This is a genomic window from Gemmatimonas groenlandica (assembly GCF_013004105.1).
Classification (GTDB): Bacteria; Gemmatimonadota; Gemmatimonadetes; order Gemmatimonadales; family Gemmatimonadaceae; genus Gemmatimonas; species Gemmatimonas groenlandica.
The window spans coordinates 4588446-4608129 of the sequence record NZ_CP053085.1 but is presented as its reverse complement, the minus strand read 5'-3'; the positions used below and the strand labels follow the sequence as shown (position 1 = coordinate 4608129).

The 19684-nt window shown below is 63.6% G+C and carries 15 protein-coding genes; 6 read left to right on the top strand and 9 right to left on the bottom strand.

Annotation, left to right across the window (positions count from 1 at the left end):
- Positions 1-110 precede the first annotated feature (110 nt).
- Together HKW67_RS19715 and HKW67_RS19710 are read right to left on the bottom strand one after the other, a co-directional pair.
- Complete coding sequence (locus tag HKW67_RS19715; protein ID WP_171227017.1) at positions 111-1871, bottom strand: DUF885 domain-containing protein; 1761 nt, start codon at positions 1869-1871, stop codon at positions 111-113.
- A 132-nt stretch (positions 1872-2003) separates the two neighbouring features.
- Positions 2004-2543 (bottom strand): hypothetical protein, encoded by a 540-nt coding sequence (locus HKW67_RS19710; protein ID WP_171227016.1) that lies wholly within the window; start codon positions 2541-2543, stop codon positions 2004-2006.
- Between the two features lie 335 nt (positions 2544-2878).
- Between HKW67_RS19710 and HKW67_RS19705 the strand changes: the two genes are divergently transcribed.
- The 5 genes from HKW67_RS19705 to HKW67_RS19685 all read left to right on the top strand — a co-directional run bounded on the left by HKW67_RS19705 (position 2879) and on the right by HKW67_RS19685 (position 9658).
- The gene (locus tag HKW67_RS19705) at positions 2879-5728 is read left to right on the top strand and encodes a sensor histidine kinase (protein WP_171227015.1); all 2850 of its coding nucleotides are present in this window, start codon (positions 2879-2881) and stop codon (positions 5726-5728) included.
- Between the two features lie 52 nt (positions 5729-5780).
- The gene (locus HKW67_RS19700) at positions 5781-6416 is read left to right on the top strand and encodes a response regulator (RefSeq protein ID WP_171227014.1); all 636 of its coding nucleotides are present in this window, start codon (positions 5781-5783) and stop codon (positions 6414-6416) included.
- Positions 6417-6791: 375 nt separating this feature from the next.
- Positions 6792-8018, top strand: coding sequence for an epoxide hydrolase family protein (locus HKW67_RS19695; RefSeq protein WP_171227759.1), 1227 nt, complete (start codon positions 6792-6794; stop codon positions 8016-8018).
- Positions 8019-8126: 108 nt separating this feature from the next.
- Positions 8127-8519 carry a cupin domain-containing protein gene (locus HKW67_RS19690; RefSeq protein ID WP_171227758.1) on the top strand — a complete coding sequence of 131 codons (393 nt, stop codon included), beginning with the start codon at positions 8127-8129 and terminating at the stop codon, positions 8517-8519.
- Positions 8520-8569: 50 nt separating this feature from the next.
- Positions 8570-9658: a redoxin domain-containing protein gene (locus HKW67_RS19685; protein WP_206044508.1), complete on the top strand. Its 1089-nt coding sequence runs from the start codon at positions 8570-8572 to the stop codon at positions 9656-9658.
- Between the two features lie 311 nt (positions 9659-9969).
- Here HKW67_RS19685 and HKW67_RS19680 read toward each other — a convergent pair whose 3' ends face one another.
- The 4 genes from HKW67_RS19680 to HKW67_RS19665 form a co-directional block, all read right to left on the bottom strand.
- The gene (locus tag HKW67_RS19680; RefSeq protein WP_206044507.1) at positions 9970-10269 is read right to left on the bottom strand and encodes a type II toxin-antitoxin system RelE/ParE family toxin; all 300 of its coding nucleotides are present in this window, start codon (positions 10267-10269) and stop codon (positions 9970-9972) included.
- Positions 10266-10547, bottom strand: a complete 282-nt coding sequence (locus HKW67_RS19675) for a type II toxin-antitoxin system Phd/YefM family antitoxin (RefSeq protein WP_171227011.1) — start codon at positions 10545-10547, stop codon at positions 10266-10268. The genes HKW67_RS19680 and HKW67_RS19675 overlap by 4 nt, the downstream gene beginning before the upstream one ends.
- A gap of 425 nt (positions 10548-10972) precedes the next feature.
- Positions 10973-12010, bottom strand: coding sequence for an NHL repeat-containing protein (locus HKW67_RS19670; RefSeq protein ID WP_171227010.1), 1038 nt, complete (start codon positions 12008-12010; stop codon positions 10973-10975).
- 475 nt (positions 12011-12485) lie between these two features.
- Positions 12486-15041: a BamA/TamA family outer membrane protein gene (locus HKW67_RS19665; protein ID WP_171227009.1), complete on the bottom strand. Its 2556-nt coding sequence runs from the start codon at positions 15039-15041 to the stop codon at positions 12486-12488.
- Positions 15042-15274: 233 nt separating this feature from the next.
- Here HKW67_RS19665 and HKW67_RS19660 point away from each other — a divergent pair, with 233 nt between their 5' ends.
- Positions 15275-16990, top strand: a complete 1716-nt coding sequence (locus tag HKW67_RS19660) for a zinc-binding metallopeptidase family protein (RefSeq protein ID WP_206044506.1) — start codon at positions 15275-15277, stop codon at positions 16988-16990.
- Positions 16991-17002: 12 nt separating this feature from the next.
- On the opposite strand, the gene HKW67_RS19655 is transcribed toward HKW67_RS19660, so the two are convergent.
- The 3 genes from HKW67_RS19655 to HKW67_RS19645 all read right to left on the bottom strand — a co-directional run bounded on the left by HKW67_RS19655 (position 17003) and on the right by HKW67_RS19645 (position 19621).
- Positions 17003-17461, bottom strand: coding sequence for a hypothetical protein (locus HKW67_RS19655; RefSeq protein WP_171227008.1), 459 nt, complete (start codon positions 17459-17461; stop codon positions 17003-17005).
- A gap of 10 nt (positions 17462-17471) precedes the next feature.
- The gene (locus HKW67_RS19650) at positions 17472-19106 is read right to left on the bottom strand and encodes a hypothetical protein (protein ID WP_171227007.1); all 1635 of its coding nucleotides are present in this window, start codon (positions 19104-19106) and stop codon (positions 17472-17474) included.
- Positions 19107-19216: 110 nt separating this feature from the next.
- The gene (locus tag HKW67_RS19645) at positions 19217-19621 is read right to left on the bottom strand and encodes a hypothetical protein (protein WP_171227006.1); all 405 of its coding nucleotides are present in this window, start codon (positions 19619-19621) and stop codon (positions 19217-19219) included.
- Positions 19622-19684 lie beyond the last annotated feature (63 nt).

The following is a 19684-nucleotide window of genomic DNA, read 5'->3' as shown; positions in this document are numbered from 1 at the left end:
GCGGCTAGTGCTACAGATGCGCACAGAAACGTTCGAAGCGCTTTCATTGCTCCTCCAAGTGAATTCCAGGCGGGCGAGAATACCCCTTTGTGTGACACCGAGCCCCTACGCTAGCGTTTACGCCCCGCGATCCACTCGTCGACGAAGGTCTCCATCGCCGGCAGCGTCAGACTGCCGTGCCCAAGAATAGCATCGTGAAAGCCACGAATATCGAAACGATCGCCAAGCTCACGCTCCGCCTTGGCGCGTAGGCGTACGATCTCGAGTCGACCCAACATGTACGACGTTGCTTGGCCAGGTAGGCCGATGTAGCGATCCACCTCCGCGGCGATCAAGCGATCATCCCACGTCGTGTGTGCGCTCAGGTAATCGATCGCCTGTTGGCGAGACCACCCCATCACGTGCAGCGCAGGGTCCACCACAAGGCGTGCCGCTCGCGCCGATTGACTGGCGCGCAATCCCAGTCGTCCCAGGTCGCTCGAATAGGCGCCCATCTCCTCGGCCAATTGCTCCGCGTATAGCCCCCACCCCTCCACGAAGCCGCCCGGGACGAGTGCGCGCACAATCGGGTGGGCGTCTCGCTGTTCCGCCGCGAGACTCAACTGTAAGCCGTGCCCCGGCGAGCCCTCGTGGAACGCCAGCGGCTCCGCCGCGGCCCGCGGCTTGTGCAACGGATCGTACGTGTTGATGAAATAGATCGCGGGTGATCCGTCGGCTCCCGGCGGCGACGCTTCACCGATCGCGCCGGCCTTCGCGCGAAACTCAGGGTAGTCGCGCACCTCGACCTTGGCCTTCGGTACCGTGCCGAAGAATCGTGGCGCCGCGGCTTGAGCCCGCGCGATCGCGGCCCTCGCCGAGTCTCGTATTTCGTCGCGCGTCCGAAACGAATACGCGGTATCAGTTCGCAGCCGTGTGAGCATCGCGCGGACGTCCGTGCTCTTGAACTCACGCGCCGCGATGCCGCGCATTTCCGCGTCGAGACGATCCACCTCGGCCAAGCCCAAACGATGAATGGAGTCGCCCGACAATGTGAGTGTACTGTGGAGCCGTACGGTCGCCGCATAGCATTCCTTTCCGCGCGGCAACACCGATACGCCAAGCGTCGTTCGAGCCTTCGGCAAGTATTCGACGCGCAGAAAGTCTCGATACCGCTTCAGCGAAGGGTAGAGCGAATCGCGAATGGCGTCCCGCATCGCGACGCGGAAGTCGGGCGTCGAGTCGCGCGTGGCCGGCGATGCGAACGGAGACTCCGCGGGATCGAGCGCCAGAACTTCGTCGAGCTGCGTGAGCACGCCCGCCACCAGGATCTGCGGAGCGACATAGCCCTTCAACAGGCCGGCGCGCAGGTTCGGGATCTCTCGCTCGACATACCTACCAAGTGCGCGCACGCGGCGCACGGCGTCTGCACGCGTTGCGGCGCTGCCCGTGGGCTGAATCGACGCGACGGCGGCGTACGTGCCGAGCCATCCGCCCGCCCCCGGCGATATGTTCCACCATTCAAAGCGACACACGCGCGCGCCAATAGACCCTTCTAGTGTCTGTCGGAGGATCGCGTACGTGACATACTCTGGGCGCGCACGCGTTGACGTGGGGTCGATCGCGCGCACCGCACGAAGCAGCGTGTCCTCGATCGCGTGCCACCTGCCAAGGGCGGCCGGCCGATTGTCGACGATCGCGCCTTGGTCGCCGCCCGCGAGGCCACTGCCGAGAATGTCCTCCGGCCGGGCGACGGTCCACGCCGCGAGATACCGATCGGCCAATGCGGTGATACGCCGAGCCGTGGCATTCGGAGCGCTGGCAGACTGCGCGACGACTGTTGCCGGCGGTGCGACGGCCAGCAGCAGCGCCACGGCGACGGACGGATAGGACATTGCACGCATATACACGGGCCGATTCAGAGAGGCACTGCCGTTCGGATGAGAATCCGTCACAGTGTGCAGAGGAACGGGCGCTCGCGTCAAGCATTGCGCGCGGTCCCGCGCTACTCTCGACGGCTGCGGATGCTAGCTATGCTCGTTTGGCGACGCGACCACGCGCAAGGTGGCGACACCTGCCACGAGTTGGTCCCGTCGCTCGGCAGTTGGCGCGACGATGAACACTTCCAACTCAACGGTGTCTCGCAAGTATCCGTCGAGGCGCGCTACAAACCAGCGGCGCGATGCATCATAGCCGCGCAGTAGTTGAAAGGGGTGCGTGTCTATCTCAACGCCTTCGGCGCCCTCGAACGTGCTGACCCCGATAAGCCGGGGTAGCTCGCCGCCGACACCAAAGAACAATCGGACGAAGTCGTTGCCGGACCACTCCCACGACTGGAAGGGCTCCGGTGCATCGCCACGAAGTGGACGCGTCGGACCAGGGAATCGAACGAGCGCCTGAAAGCCGCTGAACTCGAGCAATTGCGCGTACCCGTCGACCATCGGCGCCAACGTGGCGCGCACGAGATGATGGTTGAGCTGTTCTTGATCGCTGACGTGATGGGTAAGCGGTAACGTACCGGTAACCCTCACCAGCCGACGCTCATCGAGCTTGTCCGGTAGTTCCATGCCACGACTCCGTGATTATCACAGGTATGTATTGCACTGCACTCAAAGAAAGCGTTGGGGACCGAGAGCGCACCGAGCGAGGCGAACTCATCCACACCGTACGTCTGATCGGCGCACTGGTGCGTGGCGCGTTCACGAACGAAATTTTCCACCGCAGTTGCTCGCGGTCGCTACGTCACTTGGTTCACGCCTGACCATGCAAGACAGTGCTGCCACTCATTGCGGCGATCCTCATCGGAGTGCAGTCGGCTGATTCAACGCCACCGCGTCCGATCGGGCAGCTAATTCATACGAAGTGGTCCTTGAGAGACGGCGCGCCAGCCGGAATACGAGCGTTGGCGCACACACCCGATGGCTACCTCTGGATTGGAGCACGCATCGGACTGGTGCGCTACGACGGCGTGCGCTTCGTTGCTTACGCTCCGCAACGCGGCGACACGTTGCCGTCCGGACCGGTGCTGAGCCTGTTGACAGCCCACGACGGGAGCCTGTGGATTATATGGGGCGGCGGCATCGCAGGCCATCTCGCAGGTGGGCGGCTGACCACGTACGGAAAGAAGGAAGGGCTGCCGGCGGCCTACCAGATTGCCGAGTCGAGTCATGGCACCGTGATAGCGGGAACCGAAAAGGGACTGTCTCGCCTCGACGCGGGGAAATGGAAAGACGTCGGAGCAGAACTGCGATTCCCGGGCACGCAGTCGCAGGCGGTGTGGTTCGATAGCAAGGATGGACTCTGGGCACAGACCGAAAGGGCAGTTGTCCATCTACCCGCCGGAGCCGCGCACTTCCCGGATGCGGGCACGCCCCTCCTTCGCGGGCCTGCGCCTGCCGCATTCGCCGAGTCCAGGGATGGCGCGATCTGGATGGCGGAACTCCAACGCAGCGCACATACACTCTCGCGCGGTGATGCTCGGCAACCCATCAGCGAGGTGAAAGTCGGAACGTTCAACCTGGTTATCGACCGCAGGGGGAGTCTCTGGGTCGGCAGTGCCGGCGACGGCCTGCGCCGCGTCCTCTATCCCGACCGGCTCGGCGGCCGACAAGTCGCGCAGTTCGGCCCCGAAGCGGAGCAGTACACGACGAAGGATGGCTTGGGATCCGACATCGTGTATGCGCTCCACGAAGATGGAGAGGGAAATATCTGGGTGGGCACGACCCGTGGCCTCGAAAGCTTCCGGGAAGGGGACTTTACACCGTACCCGATATCCGGCTCACCGCGACCGCGAACCATTTTCGCAGTTCGTGACTCGTCGGTGTGGAGCGCCACGTACAACGCCAACGGATTTCTCCGACAAACGCCGCACTCCCGCGAAGCCATCGATAGCGCCATCGCGGATACCGACACGGCATACTTTCCCACTCGCCTGTTTCAGGACAAGGCCGGGAGTCTCTGGGCCGCAGTGGTGTCGGACGTTCGGCGCCTTCAGGGCAAGGCATTCAAGCTGGTGCCGATCCGTCACGTCCCAAATCTGCGCCTCGCGGACATGGTCGTAGACGACTCCGGGACTATCTGGGCATTTGACCTGAACCACGGGCTGATGCGAACCATTCGCGACACGCTCGTCCAGGTCACGAAGATCGACGAAAAGGCAGACCGAGGCTACCTGTACCTCGATCGCAAAGGCCGCATCTGGAACCTGCATCGTGACGAGGTTTCGTATTACGAACGTGGTGTGCGGCGCACGTTTCGCGTGGGAGATGGCACGGCGCCGCGCGGCGCCAGCAGCGTGTTCGAGGATCGCGCGGGCGACATCTGGCTCACCGGCGAGGCGGGGCTTGCCAAGCTCGAAGCGCGCGGCTTCCGCACCCTTCCCGAACGGAGAGGCGTTCCGGGCCGCACGGTCAACGGCGTGGTCACCGACGCGGCGGGCACCTGGTGGATGCTGACGAAGTCGGGTCTGCTACGGTTAATCGATGGAGAGGCCAATCGTGCGCTGAATGATTCCACACATTCTCTGCAGTATCGCACCTTCGACCAACTCGATGGCTTTCCCGGATCGCTTCTCGCCTTCGAAGGACCACGCGTCGCGGCAACGGCAGACGGGCTGATCTGGATCGCGACGGACAGCGGCCTGGCGAACCTGGATCCGAGACGGCTCTCACGCCGCCGCGAGTTCCCGGCGATCATCGAGGCGGCCCGCATGGATGGGCGTGATCTCTTGATGTCTGAAGCGGTGATCATTCCCCCCGGTGGCCGTGACCTGGAGATCGACTATACGGCGGCAAATCTGGCGCGACCCGATCGAATGCAATTCCGCTATCGACTCGACGGCGAGGATTCCACATGGCATGACGTCGGTGCTCGTCGTCGCGCGTACTACAATGGGCTCGGGCCCGGCAAGTACACGTTCCAAGTCAGCGCGCGCAACGGTGAAGGCGAATGGAACGAGGCGGGCGCACCTTTGAGCTTCGAGGTACTGCCTGCATGGTATCAGACAATCCTCTTCCGCATTGCCGTCGTGATGCTCATCGGCGCGATTGGCGCGACGTCGGCCGTCGCGGTGCAGCGTCGACGACACATGATATCGCAGCGAACGCTCAGAGGGCAGTACGAAGCAAAGCTCGCCGAGCGTGCGCGCATTGCGCAGGACCTTCACGATACCCTGTTGCAGGGGTTTGCCGGCGTGGCACTCGAGATCAAGGCCGCGGAGCTGGCACTGCCGGAGCGACCTGACATTGCAGCCGAAACACTCATGCGCGTACAGCGGCTCACGCACAATTCGCTGCGCGAAGCACGCGAGAGCGTGTGGGACATGCACGAGACGGAGCTCGGCGGCCAAGACCTTCCTGCGGCGCTGGAGACGTGCATACGCGAGCGCACCGCGGGTATGCAGATCCAGACCTCAGTGGAGTCATCGGGGAATCGACGCCGCCTCGCGCCCTCGATCGAACATGCCGCATACCGAATTGGGCGCGAGGCCATCTCGAACGCCGTCAAGCATGCCGATGCCACACGTATCGAAGTGCACGTCGCGTTCACGCCCGAGACCGTTCGTCTCGAAGTGCGGGACGATGGGCGAGGGTTCACCCCCGAGCAGGCGGAAGTCGCGAGGCATAATGGTCATTTCGGACTGAGCGGGATGAGCGACCGCGCCAGCGCGACGGGAGGTCGATGCGAACTGCGCGCCAACCCTGGTGGAGGGACCGTCGTGACGCTCGAGCTTCCGCTCACGAGCCCAGGGTGAGATACAACGAACGACGTATTGTCCATGAGCGTCGGCCGCATGAGCGTCCAGCATGAGCAATTCGATTCGTCTTCTGACGGTGGACGATCACCCCATCTATCGCGGTGGCCTCTCCGCGCTGATTGCCGCGTATCCGGACTTCGAGCTCGTTGCGCAAGCCGCCAACGGACGCGAGGCAATCGATGCGTTCCGTGCGCACCGGCCGGACGTGACGCTGATGGACCTCAGCATGCCGGTGATGGGCGGTGTCGACGCGATAGCCGCGATCGTCGGCGCCTTTCCCGACGCGCGTATCATCGCGCTCACCACGTGGGATGGCGACGCTGATATTCACCGCGCCTTGGCGGCGGGCGCGCGCGGGTACCTGCTCAAGGACATGGTCGCGGAGGATGTCGTGCATGCCATCCGTCGGGTGCATGCAGGAATGCGCGCCATTCCCTCCGTCATAGCCGAGACGCTCGCCGATGCCACACCGCGCGTGGACCTCACCGAGCGGGAGGTCGACGTGTTGACGCAAATGGCGAAGGGATTGAGCAACAAGGAGATCGGCGCAGCGCTTGGCTGTACGGAAGCGACGGTCAAGGTGCACGTCCTCCACATCTTCCAGAAGCTCGGCGCACCCGACCGCACCGGTGCCGTGACCATCGCGCTCAAGCGCGGGATCATTCACCTCCCCGCACACGACTGATACGTCGTTCGGTTGAGGGAAAGTCCAACTGTCCGTTGGATTCGTGAAAAAGCTGATGGGCCCAGACTGCTAGCACGCCTCGCGCACCACATCTCGTAGCGGCGCGTCGCGGAGCACCTCTTTCACGAGGACGTCAACATGGTCCAACTCGGCACTGGTTCGCACGTCGATGCGAACCCAACCACGCGCGTCCGCGATGGCACCGCGCGTTCCTGCATCTGGGCACTCGGGCTCGCGGTCACGATGTCCACCTCGCTGTCCACCTCGATGTCAGCGCAGGTCCAGTCCACCGCGACACGCCAGCATCGCCCGGCCACCACCACACACCGGACGAGCACAGCACGACTCACCAACTCCGCCCAACGAGGCACCGACATGACACAGACGCTGGAAGTTTCGAAGGGCGCCGCAGGCAACATCAACGAAGCAGCCGTCCGCCCGTTTCGGGCGAACATTCCGGAGAAGGACATCGCCGACCTTCGCCGACGCCTCGCGGCAACACGTTTCCCCAACAAGGAACTCGTCTCTGATCGTACGCAGGGCGTGCAACTCGCGACACTCAAGGCGCTCGTGAAGTACTGGGGGACGGAGTACGATTGGCGAAAGGCCGAAGCACGGTTGAATGCATTTCCGCAGTTCGTGACGAAGATCGACGGGGTGGACATTCACTTCATCCACGTCAAGTCAAAGCACGCGAACGCGATGCCCCTGATCATGACGCACGGGTGGCCTGGCTCGGTGTTCGAGCTACTGCAGGTCATCGATCCACTCACGAATCCGACGGCGCATGGCGGGAGTGCGAGCGACGCGTTCGACGTGGTGCTGCCATCGTTGCCCGGATACGGGTTCTCCGGTGAGCCCAGCGAGCTTGGTTGGGACTCCGGGCGCATCGCCGGCGCATGGGCACAGTTGATGGCGCGTCTGGGCTACACGCAGTACGTCGCCCAGGGGGGCGATGTGGGTGCCGCGGTCACAGACGCCATGGCGCGGCAGGGGCCCAAGGGACTGCGCGCCATTCACGTGAACCTGCTGGCTGGCGCGACAGGCATCGCCGATCGACTCCCGGCCAAGTCGGATGAGGAACGCGCGGCGCACAAAGCATTGGCGACGTTCAAGGCGACCGGCTTTGGCTACTTCCTGGAACAGTCCACCAGGCCGCAAACCATCGGCTACTCGCTGCTCGATTCGCCGGCCGGACTTGCCGCGTGGCTGCTCGATCATGACACCGACAGCTACTACAAGATCTCGCGCGCGTTCGTGGGCGGCGAGCCGACCGGCGGTCTCACTCGGGAAGCCATCGTCGACAACATTACCCTGTATTGGCTGACCGGCACCGGTGGGTCGTCCGCACGGTGGTACTGGGAACTCGGGCAGTTTCTCGCGTCGCCTGCTGCCGCCATGGCTCCGCCTCCAACGAAGGTGCCCGTGGGCTTCACGACGTTTCCCGGAGAGATCTGGGCTGCCCCACGCAGTTGGGCTGAGGCCGTGTATCCCGGCCTTGCCTACTTCAACGCCGTCGATCGCGGCGGGCACTTCGCCGCGTGGGAAGAACCTGCGCTCTTCGCGACAGAAGTGCGTGCGGCGTTCAAGAAAGTGCGGTAACGGTGCCCTGCAGCGCACCACACAACGTGATGGCGTGTGGTGCGCTCTCCACTCGCGATGCCATTGGCAGGGCATCACTTCCACTCGTCGTGTTCTACGGAGATTCCAATGATAAGACTCGCCGTCGTTGCGGTCCTCGCTGCTGGCGCCGCGGCGCTCAACATCCGGCCAACGCAGCAGACAGGAGTGAAGCGCATCGACCTGCTGCGGCATGATCTCAGCACAGCTGGTCGCGAAGTGATTCAGGCGCGCGTTGAAGTGGCGCCGGGGTTCACGGCGCCCAAGCACAAACATCCTGGCGAAGAGATGGTATACCTGATCGAAGGCACGCTCGAGTATCAGCTCGAAGGTCAACCTCCTGTGACCCTTCATCCAGGCCAGGTGCTGTTCATTCCAGCAGGCACCCCTCATTCGGCAAAGAATGTCGGCCGCAGCGTCGGCGCCGAGCTCGCGACGTACACCGTGGAAAAGGGAAAGCCGCTGTTGGTTCTGGTGAAATGAGAAGCTGTAGACCTCGTGTAAACGCCGCGCGTGCGGAGGAGCGATTACCCATGTCCGATCACATCAGCGAGGTTCGCCGTCGTCTGCTTCGCAGCGCTGTTTCGACGCTGGCTGCTACGCGACTCGGTCTGTTTGGCTCGTCCGCCTCGCGGCTTGCGTGCACGGCGTTCCCACTGAGCCATGGCAGCTTACCATCGCTCGACAAAGCCACCGCGTGGCTCAACTCACCGGGGCTGTCGTCGCCGGGGCTGCTTGGGAAAGTCGTCGTCGTGCAGTTCTGGACGTACACCTGCATCAACTGGCTGCGCACCTTGCCGTACACTCGCGCATGGGCCGAGCAATACAAGCGAGACGGGTTGGTGACGGTCGGTGTGCACTCGCCCGAATTCGAGTTCGAGAAGCACGTCGAGAACGTACGACGCGCCGCGCTGAGCCTGAACGTGGGTTACCCTATTGCGGTCGATAGCGATCATGCTATCTGGCGGGCCTTCAACAACCAGTACTGGCCAGCGCTCTACATCGCAGATGCAGAAGGGCGCATACGTCATCGCCAGTTCGGCGAAGGCGGCTACGCGCGGTCGGAAGCCGTGATCCGCGAGCTCCTTGCCGAAGCAGGCGCCAAGCAGGTAGATCGCCCCGTAGGAGACATCACCGGGCCTGGCGTAGAGGCGGCGGCCGACTGGAGCAATCTCAAGTCGCCGGAGTCGTACCTCGGCGCCAATCGTGCGAGCACCTTCGCGTCACCCGATGAGCTGATCCTAGGGGAGCGGCGGCGTTTTACGGTGCCCTCACGATTGAGGCTGAATCAGTGGTCACTCTCGGGCGAGTGGTCGGTGCGGGGCGACGCGGCGGTACTGCATGCGTCGAACGGACGCATCGTCTATCGGTTCCACGCGCGTGATGTGCATCTCGTGATGGGGCCCGTCGCGCGCGATAAGGCGGTGCGTTTTCGCGTGCGAATCGACGGACAGTCTCCAGGCGCGGCGCACGGGGGTGATGTCGACTCTGACGGCAATGGTGTCGTGGTCGAACCACGGATGTATCAGCTCATTCGGCAGGCGACGGGTATCTCCGATCGGCTCTTCGAGATCGAGTTCCTCGACGCAGGGGTCGAGGCGTTTGCCTTCACGTTTGGATGAGTTGGTGGCGGGGCACTCGGCGTGCAAGCGAGGCGGCGCAAGTAGACCTGAAGGCGAGTGCGCAGAGTCTGTCGAGCGCCGTCTGCCGTGCCGACGTAAAGGACGTTGCCAGCGGTTAGCTCTCCCGCGTCCGCCGTGAATGCGTAGAGTCCAGATCCTGGCGGGATAACGACTGGATCGAGCGTTCCGATGTTCCTGGCCTTCGACCAAACGAGCTGCCCAAACCATATCGGCTTAGCCATGGTCGCCTCCGGGGTTGCGATTCACGATGGCGGCGTCGGCCGATCGCTGCGCTCTGCTGCAGCGAAACGTTATGCGTCGTCGACTTCTGCGGGGTCCCACGCACGCCGCACATGCCGGAGCGTCAGAATCACAACACGTGACGCGTCGACGCGATAGATGATGCGATACGGCGCGTGCAGGATCTCCCGATAGGCCGGAATGCCGATTTCACTCACCACGCGGCCTTGCTCTTCGAATCGGTCGAGCTGGCTCACACGCTCCAGCAGTCCCTCAAGCCAAACCGCCGCCGTCCGCGGTCGATCCTGCGCGATATACTCCACGGCCTCGAGCGCCCGCTGCTCTGCCAGCGGGGACCAGACCACCTTCATCGCCCGAGTCGCGCCCGAAGCCGCTTAGCAACCGCCGCGTGCGTCACCGTCTTTCCGGCCGCCACCTGCTGTTCGGCCTGGCGTACGTCGCGCAACAGCGCCAGCTCGTCGAGCATTCCCTCGTACGACTCGACATCGAGGAGCACGGCGGCGCTCCGGCCGTGCTGGGTAAGAATCACGGGTTCGCCAGTCGCCTGCACCTGCTCGATGAACTGCGCGGCATTGGCGCGAAACTCCGTCACCGGCTGGATATCACGACTCGGCCTGAGCTTCGACATACGGCTCCTGAGATTATGTACCAAAAAACGTACGTTTTAACGTACCAAAAGGACAGCGGTCAGGCAACCCACCTGAGTGCGCATAACGCCTCAGTGTTAGGTGGTGCCGATGCGCCTCAGGTGCCGCTCGAGCGCGGGGATTCGGTCCTTGATGACTTCCCACACCAAGTCTGAATCGACGCGACGCTCTGCCTAACCACTCACGCCCTCGCGCTCGGGTGTGATGATCTCACGAATTCACCTCGACATCTCGTCGCGAGGGCCTAGTAGGTCACCAGCGAATTGCACCGACCGACGGGGGACAGCGGAATCGCCTTGCGTCGCGTTTCGGCAGCTTTCTGTCGCACGATGACTACGGGTGCATCCTCTCCTTCAGGGAACGGTCCGGACGCTACCGAAATGCGTTTGTCGGCATGCAGGATTTGCTACGGTGCGTACAACGTATCAATGATTTCTCCACGCAGGGTCGTCCTCATGAAACGGCCCTCGGCATCATCCCCTGCCCGGAACCACAGCATTCCGTCAGCTGAAACAAACGGCGTAGAGTAACGCACCAGTCGTCGAGGTTGTTCTGCATCCAACGCCTCTTCGATCTTGCGTTGGAAGGTTGTGTTCTCGTAGCCGCCACTGTGGACCTGGATCAGCTGCGTTCGTTCAGCCGAAGACAACGTGTCGATCCGACCGCGGTATGGAGTCGTCAAGAGGAGCCTGAAGGAGGCGTCGTGCACTTCGATCCTCCCGTCTGCGATTGTCACGAAGCCATTCTCGCAAACGGCTACACCGCTAATACTCGTCATCGGGACCTTGATCGCTGTTCCGCGGTTGCCCGCGCTTACCTGCAGTTCGCGTGACAGCGGCAAGTTGAATTGCGTGAACTTCCCGCCCCGGTCGCTCACGTACAAGATGTACTGCACCTCGCGCACGACATTTGCTGAGGAGAAGCTCATCATCGGGCGATGCAACATCACCATCGACCCGTCGGCGAACTGCCCCTGAACCGAGTTAAACCCCCTTGTTCGAGAGAACTCCTGGATCAGTTCGGTTCTGGCAAACGTGAGTTTCGAGTCGAAGATCGACAATCGTCGTAACATTCCGTCGTGAACACCAATCGAATCGCCGCGCAGACGCAGCACTCGGGATCGCGCCTCGAACTCGCCCGGACCGCCACCTTTTCGACCTGCTGCCGCGACGAAGCGTCCGGTCGAGTCGGCCAAGACGATTCGGGGCTCGTATTGATCGCCGAACAACACCGAGCCATTCGAAAGAATCGCAACTCCCGCCGAGTAGTCGAATGGTATCTGTTCGCCCTTCGCGTCACGAAGCCTGAAGAGAACGACGGAATTCCACGACTTGACGCGCATGGCGGCTTGCGCCTTGGCCTGCGCGTCAGCTGCGGTAGGGCCGGCGAGGAGAGTCAGACCTATGACGAAATTGAGTGCCCACGCAAACACCATTGCCTTCATCGCTTGTCACTTTTGATTTTTACCGGCTTGCCCTGATCGAGAATCGCGGACGAACTGCCGCCGGGCAGCCAGAGCCAGTTTTTCACCTGTGCTCCCATTAAAGCTGCGCTAACCGCGCATTCACACGCAACCACGTCGCCAACGCTAACGTGCCGATTCCGACGGCGAGATCCGTGTTGATCAGCCGCCGCGACCGCGAAGCGCTCTTTTCGTCTGCTCGTGTATTCGTGTACGAGTTGGCTCCTGCAACCACCGAACCTCTATTCACTCGACCGACCTATCGCGATGAGGTCGCCAAGCACTGCCGCCCATCAGACAATCCCGCAAGCTTGGTCACGTCGCCAGTCCCCACGGGTCAGCACCATAGCGCACCGCGCCACGACACACGAAGCGCGTTAGGCCGATCGACCCAACGCGCCGCACGCACCCGCAAGCACAATCGCGCCGGCCTTCCCGCGCGCGCCGCGCCCCCCCCCTACAACGCCGCACTCAAATAGAAATCCGTCCGCCACTGCTTCAGCGGATACAACCCGCGCGAGAAGTCCACGCGAATCAATCCGTCCAGCACACCAAACCCGACACCGGCCCCACGCTGCGGCTGCGTCTTTCCGAACGCATCACGACTTCCCGCCCAGCCGATATCAAAGAATCCCACCGGTCTGAAGAAGCCTTGCTTCGTTCCGACCTCCGCGCGCGCAAGCCAGAACGCATCACCGTCCTGCGTCCCGGCGATCTGTCCTCGCACGGTGCGCACTCCCCCTAAGAACCATCCGCGTTGACGCGGCACATCACCGAGTGAACTGCCGATCGCGCCCGTGAGCGCCGTCGAGAATCGTCCCACCGGGCGCGTCGCCGTGCCTTCCGCCGATGCGCGCGCGTACTGGAAGGTGCCGGTGCCCGCTTCGCCGTTGAGCACCGTCGTGAAACGCAGCCCCTTCGGTCGCTCCAGCAACACACGCGAGTACATGCCCGACACACCGGTCACGCTGAGTGCTTCCGACTCGATGTTGCGACGGAATCGGCGGTCGGCAATGAGCTTCGCCAGCGAGAAGGTGTTCACCACGTCGGTGTCGCCCGCCGTCCACTGCCGCTCGATGAACAGTTTGTACTCCAACGCCCCACGACGGCGCTCACGACGCTCGCCCAACTCGGCGCCCATCGTGCGGTAGTAGAACCCCTCGTCGCGTCCGTAGATGAACGCCGGCAAACTCGGGCCGAAGCTCAGTCCCCCGCCCCATTCGGGATTCGTGGCGGCGAGGCGATGGTATACCGTCGCAGTCACCGTGCGTGCGCCATTACTGCGCGCCAGGCTCAGTTCACCGTTCGCATGCAGGTCGGCGTGGCCAATGCGGCCCACCGCGTTCAGCGTGTAACCCGCGCCCAATACCTGCGACACGTTCACGCCGGCCGAGAAGCCTTCCACGCGGTTGAAACGCAGCAAGTCGGAGCCCAGGCGAACCGTCGGCATCTGCGGCATCCAGCCCGGCTGCAACGACAGATCCAGTGCCGACAACAGTTCGTCGCGACTCTTGATGTCGAACAGCTCTTCGTCCGACGCCACCGCCGGCGGCAGTGCCGGCGAATTCGCCAGCTTCGACGCATCGCACGGCATGTCGTACGCCACGCGCAACGCGCCTTCGTAGCGCGACTCCACCCGCGTGTAGGTGGAATCTTTCTGACACGCCCGGTATCGCGCGCGCGCCGACGTCGACATCTTCGTCGTGTCCGGCTTTGTGGCCTTGCCCGATCTATCGCTGCCACCACCGACGGTGATGTTCACATCGTTCCCGCCCGTGATCACCGTCGTATCCCGCGCACTCGAATCACCGGCCGCACCACTGAGTCGCGCCGCCGGAATGGCCGCCAACGAGAAGTCGCCGTTTACGTCTTCGTAGGTGAACTTCTCGTCGATGCTGAACGGCGTGCGCACGAAGCCCAGCTGCATACTCGCCGTGGCACTGTTCGCGCGCGGCAGCCAGAACTTGCCCTGATACAAGCCGTATTCCACCGAGATGGCGTCGAGCTTGGCCTTGGCCGGACGGAACGTGGCTTTCACCCACACCGGCACGTCTTCGTCGCTGTTCTCATCCTTTGCCCGCGCCTGCACCGCCGGTGCGCGCAGGATCGAGTCTTTCACATACAGGTCACGCGGCATACGCACACGCGCAATCGAATCACGCAGGCGGTCGGCTTCCCGGCTCACCTTCTTGTCGGCTTCATTCTCTTCCGACGCGACATCCCAGATCTCGAGGTCCATCGCCAACCGGTACGCCGCGCGCACCAGCTGACCACCGTCACGATCGAACCAGAACGAGCCCACGAACACCCGCCAGTCGGGCCGACGCGCCGTGATGCGCAACTCGCGCAGCTTGATCACCCGACCACCATCGAGCTTGATGTCCACCGAGTCGCCCGTGGCATACTTGTAGTACGTCTCGGCGCCGTTCGCGAGCGGATGAATGACTTCACGCTCGTCGATATCGCTCTTCACCACGCCGAAGTTGCTGCTCGGAAACCAGAGCGACTCGCGTCCGGGAAAGTACGGAATGGAAATGGCACTGCTGAAATCGCCACTCGAGCTCGAGGCCATCGGCACGGTGATGCGCGACCCGATCGGCCGCACCCGCACACCCACATCGCGACGCCACGAGATCTCGGCCACGTTGTCGCCACGGAACAACAGCTTCTCGAGCCCCAACCGCTTGGCACCCATGCCCATCGAAATGCGCTGTGTGGCAGTGGCCTTGTAGGCCCGGAGCGCACTGTCCTGCCGTGTACGCGCTTCACGGGCCCGCGTCAGTATGAGCTTGGCCTCGGGGTCGCTGAAGGCCGACGCGCTGGCCGAGTCGGCTCGTAGGCGTCGCACCACGCTGTCGGGAGAGAGCTGCCGGCGCGCGATGGAGCGGGCGTCGCGGGTGGCTTCCCGCGCGGCGGTCCGTTCTTCGGCCGTGAGCGTGTCGCGCTTGGCCGGCGGCTTGGGTTGCGCCTGGCCGAACAGCGAATCGGGGCTCGCGGCTGAGATCAGGCTCATCACCCCAATCAGGGCGACCACACGGAGCGAATTCGGAGAGCGCATGAACCGGGGAACGGGATAAGACGAGGACATCACGACCAAAACGGGCATCTTGGTGACCGTACGGGGGGCCGGACCGAGCGGTTTCCCCGCGTGAAACGTAATTTCGGGGTTCGTCTGTCGTGCCCGGTTTGCTGCCGGCCACGGGCGAGCCCTGTCTGAGATTCGCCGACCACCCTTGGGAGTCCGCCGTGCATCCGACCCGCTTTCGCGACTGCTTTCGCAGTACCCGTTCCCTCGTTGCCGGCCTCTCGGCACTAGCCGCTGTGCCGGCCTCTGCGCCCGCGCTGCTGGCCCAGGGAGCGACCCCGCCGGCCGCCACCACCGCGGCTGCACCCGTCGACCCCCGCTTGGAGAAGCTCAAGGCCGAAGCGCTGGTGATGGTCGAATCCCGCGCCAAGCAGGTGCAGGAGATCGTGGACATGCTCTTCTCGTTCCAGGAGCTCGGCTTCCAGGAATTCGAGTCGCAACGCTACATCACGACCCTGCTGGCCAAGGAAGGTTTCACCATCGAGAAGGGCGTGGCGGGTATCCCGTCGGCGTGGACGGCCAAGTGGAGCTACGGCACGGGCAAGCCGGAGATTTCTCTCGGCTCCGATGTGGACGGCATTCCGCAGGCCAGCAACAAGCCGGGCGTGGGCTACAAGGATCCGATGGTGACGGGTGGCCCCGGTCATGGTGAAGGACACAACTCGGGACAGGCCGTGAACATCGTGGCCGCGATCGTGGTGAAGCAGCTCATGCAGCGCGACAAGATCAACGGCACGCTGCTGCTGTGGCCGGGCATCGCCGAAGAGCAGATGGCGGGCAAGGCGTTCCTCGTGCGTGCCGGAATCTTCAAGAACACCGACGTCACGCTGTTCACGCACGTCGGCAACGACCTCGGCGTGTCATGGGGCGCCAGCGGCTCGAGCGCGTTGTTGTCGGCCGAGTTCCGCTTCAAAGGCTCGAGCGCGCATGCGGCCGGTTCGCCGTGGAGCGGCAAAAGCGCACTCGACGCGGTCATGCTGATGGGACAGGGGTGGGAGTACAAGCGCGAGCATCTCCGGCTGCAGCAGCGCTCGCACTACGTGATCAAGGACGGCGGTGATCAGCCGAACGTGGTTCCCAGCACGGCGAGCATCTGGTTCTACTTCCGCGAGCAGGACTATCCGCGCACGATGGCGCTGTTCGAAGTCGGCAAGAAGGTGGCCGAGGGTGCCGCGATGATGACCGACACGAAGCTCGATACGATTCTGATTCTGGGCTCGGGCTGGTCGGGACACTTCAGCAAGCCGATTGCGCAGGCGATGCACGCCAATGTGCAGACGGTGGGCATGCCGAAGTGGGATGACAAGGACCAGACGCTGGCGAAGGGCATTCAGAAGGAACTCGGTTCACCCGACTTCGGCTTGTCCGAGCAGGTGAACAAGGAACTGCGTGGTGCCGAGACGCCGCAGAACTGGATGGGTGGCGGATCCGACGATATCGGCGACGTGTCATGGAACATGCCGACGATCACGCTGCGCTATCCGTCGAACATTCCGGGCTTGCCGGGGCACAACTGGGCGAACGCGATCGCCATGGCGACGCCGATCGCGCACAAGGGCGCCCTGGCCGGCGCCAAGGTGCAGGCGCTCACGATGCTCGATATCATGCTCACACCCAAGGTCGTCGCCGACGCGTGGGATTATTTCAAGAACGTGCAGACGAAGAACGTGACGTACACGCCATTCATCCGCCCGCAGGACATGCCGCCAACGTACCTGAACGCCGACATCATGGCGCGCTACAAGACGCAGCTGCAGAAGTTCTACTACGACCCCACGAAGTTCAAAACGTATATGGAACAGCTGGGCATCGAGTATCCGACGGTAAGGCCGCAGGTGGTGGCACCGAAGGGCGACGACGGACGGGAAAAGCAGTAAGGGCGGTTGCGATCACTTGATCTCCTCTACGGCGGCTTGCTTGTCGGCCGCCAGCAATCGCGTGAGCAGCTCCAGGGAAACGCCCTGCGGGAAGCGACTGATCAGGGCGAGCTTGCGACGTGTTTCCTCGGCGACACGCTGACCTCGCACCACGTCGTATGCGCCACCCAGTTGATCGACGTCGATGGCGTAGACACGGCTCCACGCCACGCGGGTGATTTTGGGTCGGCGCAGCTCGACGCCCTCGACGACTTCAGGGCTGCGCATGAGGACATGTTCGTTGTCGACGGAGAGCAGTTCGCCCATGCGATCCTGCGTCTCGCCGACGACGCGCAGGGCAATGCGCGCGCCTTCGGGAGAGACCACCCAGTCTATTTCACCCGGCTTGGTGCCGAAGCGACAGGCGGACAGGAGTACGCACGCGAACAACGCGAGGGCGCGCACAATGTTGCGGTTCATGTACGAGGTCATGGCGCGCTCCTTACCGAACGGGAATACGAGACGCGTAGAATTCACGCTCGAAGCTGTCCTTGCGCTCGCTCCAGCGCCGCAACGCGGTCAGCACGGCGGCATCACCGGGCTTGAACGGTTCGGTGCGCGTGGGATTGGCCAGCCAGTCGCCCCGAATCCATTCGCGATACCAGCCTTGCCACGCGATCATGTACGTCGTGGTGGAGTCGGCAGAGGGCGACGCCTCGCGCGCACTTCGATGATCACGCGCGAACTCCAGCACCATGCGCTGACTGGGGCGTGTTTCGAGGTAGCGCGTGTCGGCGGCCGCGATGGCTGAAACGGCCGCGGTGTCGAGCACCGGCGCCGTACCCACAGCGGGCGTGGGCACCACTACGCGTTCCACGGCGAGTGTGGTCACGGCAGGGCGTGACACCGTGCCCGCCACGCGCACTTCATCGATGCGCCAATTGTCGGCCACGAATGCCAAGCGAATGCGTGCGGTGCGGGCGTTCACGGCCGAGCGCGGCAATACGAGTGCGACGTCGCGAAAGGCGATCGGCCCCACGTCTCCCAGGCGCGCGGTGGCGCCGTGTACGACATCGGTGCGGCTGACGCCGTCCACCGTGGCCCGCAGCCCCATCGTGCGGCGATTCCAGAGCGCCATCTCGGCCGTCGTGCCGAAATGCCCAAGCCCTTCGTGCAGCCAGTCGGCCGCATCGCGTCCTCCGAGCATACCGTTGTACAGCAGCACCGTGTTGAGCAGCGAATTGCGGAGGCGCAGGACCACGGCCACCGAATCGCCGGCGGGCAGCTCGCCTACGTGCACGTCGATCCAGTCGTCGAGATCACCCAAGCGCGCGTCGCGCATGATGCGCGGGTCGGTGGCGTACAGCGAGCCGTCGCGCGACTGCAGCGTGCTGCGCACGTCGCGTCCCGCGCGGTCCGTGGCGCTATCGATATCGGCAAATCCCGACACGAGTACCGGACGTCCACTCTGATCGGGCACGATGCGCGCACCGGTCGCGTGCCGCACGGCCAGCAGCTCGATGTGATTGATGTAGTGTGTCTCCAGCGCTTCGTTGCGGAGCTCGAGGCGCACGCGACCGGTGGAGTCGGCGCGCACCCGCAGCGGATCGACATCGCGCTGTTCCATGAGCGGCGCGATGGAGTACGAGAAGCCTTCGGCCTGCAATTCACCGGTAGCGCCGGTGTCGGCGTACACGGTGGGACATGAGCCGAAGATCGCGACGGCCAGCACGGCGGCCGCTACGGCACCAAGCGCCGCGCCGGCGATCGACGCCGCCACGGTGGGCGCAGCGTTCACTTTGTTCTCGAACGTCTCCACCCCGACCACGCTGTCCATCGGCACGCGGTCGTACACACGCGACGTCGTGTTCTGCAGCGTGTAGCGACGGCCTTCGCCGGTGAGACTTTCGCGCGTCACGGTGGCGCCGTTGCGAAACACGACGATACTGCCGTCTTTCAGATGCGCCTTGAGCGGCGACTTGATGAACGTCGGGGCGTCGGCCGTGGGTCGCTCCACCGCGCGAACTTCCGTGCGGTAGAAGACACAGGCGGCCGAGAACGCGACGGCGCCAAAGGCACCGACCAGCGCCAGCGCGCGTAGCGCGCGGCGGCGTACACGAGCATTGAGCGATGTCATGGCGAGCACTCCAGTAGGTTGAGGCACGTACCCACCAAAGTGCAGAACGCAGAACGGGCCGGCTATCCGTCAAATGACGTAGAGCCGGCCCGCCTCACCGAACCGGTGACTTAGTGCTTGGTGTTCGCGGCTTTGAAGCGCGCCCGAATCTGCAGGAGTTCGTCGCTGTGGGCCACATTCTTCTTGGTCACGTCTTCCAGCAGCTTCATGATGGCGATGTTGTCCTCGACCACCGTGGGCGTGCCGTGCAGGTGCACGCCGAAGCCGAAATGCTCGCCCGGGACCAGGACCATGTCGTTGTGCAGCACGACGTCGCTGGTGTCGTCGGCGATGCGCACGGCCACGAACTTCTTGCCGGCCTTCTCCATGAACGAGATGCGCAGACCATTCACCGCTTCCGGCCACGGCGCGTACTCGTGCTGCTGGCCATCGCTGCCCTCGAAGGACGTCGTGGCGGAGGTCAGCTTCGGGAAGTTCTTTTCGAAGCCGCCGGCGTAGCGAAAGGCGTGTCGCATTCGTGAAGTCCTTGTGCGTGAAAAGCAGGTGAAACAGAGCGGTCTCTTGAATATCGCACCGGC

What these genes read in the sequence shown, in the direction of transcription:
- HKW67_RS19715 (WP_171227017.1), bottom strand. Translation starts at nt 1,871, where the DNA reads ATGTCCTATCCGTCCGTCGCCGTGGCGCTGCTGCTGGCCGTCGCACCG.
- HKW67_RS19710 (WP_171227016.1), bottom strand. Translation starts at nt 2,543, where the DNA reads ATGGAACTACCGGACAAGCTCGATGAGCGTCGGCTGGTGAGGGTTACC.
- HKW67_RS19700 (WP_171227014.1), top strand. Translation starts at nt 5,781, where the DNA reads ATGAGCAATTCGATTCGTCTTCTGACGGTGGACGATCACCCCATCTAT.
- HKW67_RS19695 (WP_171227759.1), top strand. Translation starts at nt 6,792, where the DNA reads ATGACACAGACGCTGGAAGTTTCGAAGGGCGCCGCAGGCAACATCAAC.
- HKW67_RS19690 (WP_171227758.1), top strand. Translation starts at nt 8,127, where the DNA reads ATGATAAGACTCGCCGTCGTTGCGGTCCTCGCTGCTGGCGCCGCGGCG.
- HKW67_RS19685 (WP_206044508.1), top strand. Translation starts at nt 8,570, where the DNA reads ATGTCCGATCACATCAGCGAGGTTCGCCGTCGTCTGCTTCGCAGCGCT.
- HKW67_RS19680 (WP_206044507.1), bottom strand. Translation starts at nt 10,269, where the DNA reads ATGAAGGTGGTCTGGTCCCCGCTGGCAGAGCAGCGGGCGCTCGAGGCC.
- HKW67_RS19675 (WP_171227011.1), bottom strand. Translation starts at nt 10,547, where the DNA reads ATGTCGAAGCTCAGGCCGAGTCGTGATATCCAGCCGGTGACGGAGTTT.
- HKW67_RS19670 (WP_171227010.1), bottom strand. Translation starts at nt 12,010, where the DNA reads ATGAAGGCAATGGTGTTTGCGTGGGCACTCAATTTCGTCATAGGTCTG.
- HKW67_RS19665 (WP_171227009.1), bottom strand. Translation starts at nt 15,041, where the DNA reads ATGAGCCTGATCTCAGCCGCGAGCCCCGATTCGCTGTTCGGCCAGGCG.
- HKW67_RS19655 (WP_171227008.1), bottom strand. Translation starts at nt 17,461, where the DNA reads ATGACCTCGTACATGAACCGCAACATTGTGCGCGCCCTCGCGTTGTTC.
- HKW67_RS19650 (WP_171227007.1), bottom strand. Translation starts at nt 19,106, where the DNA reads ATGACATCGCTCAATGCTCGTGTACGCCGCCGCGCGCTACGCGCGCTG.
- HKW67_RS19645 (WP_171227006.1), bottom strand. Translation starts at nt 19,621, where the DNA reads ATGCGACACGCCTTTCGCTACGCCGGCGGCTTCGAAAAGAACTTCCCG.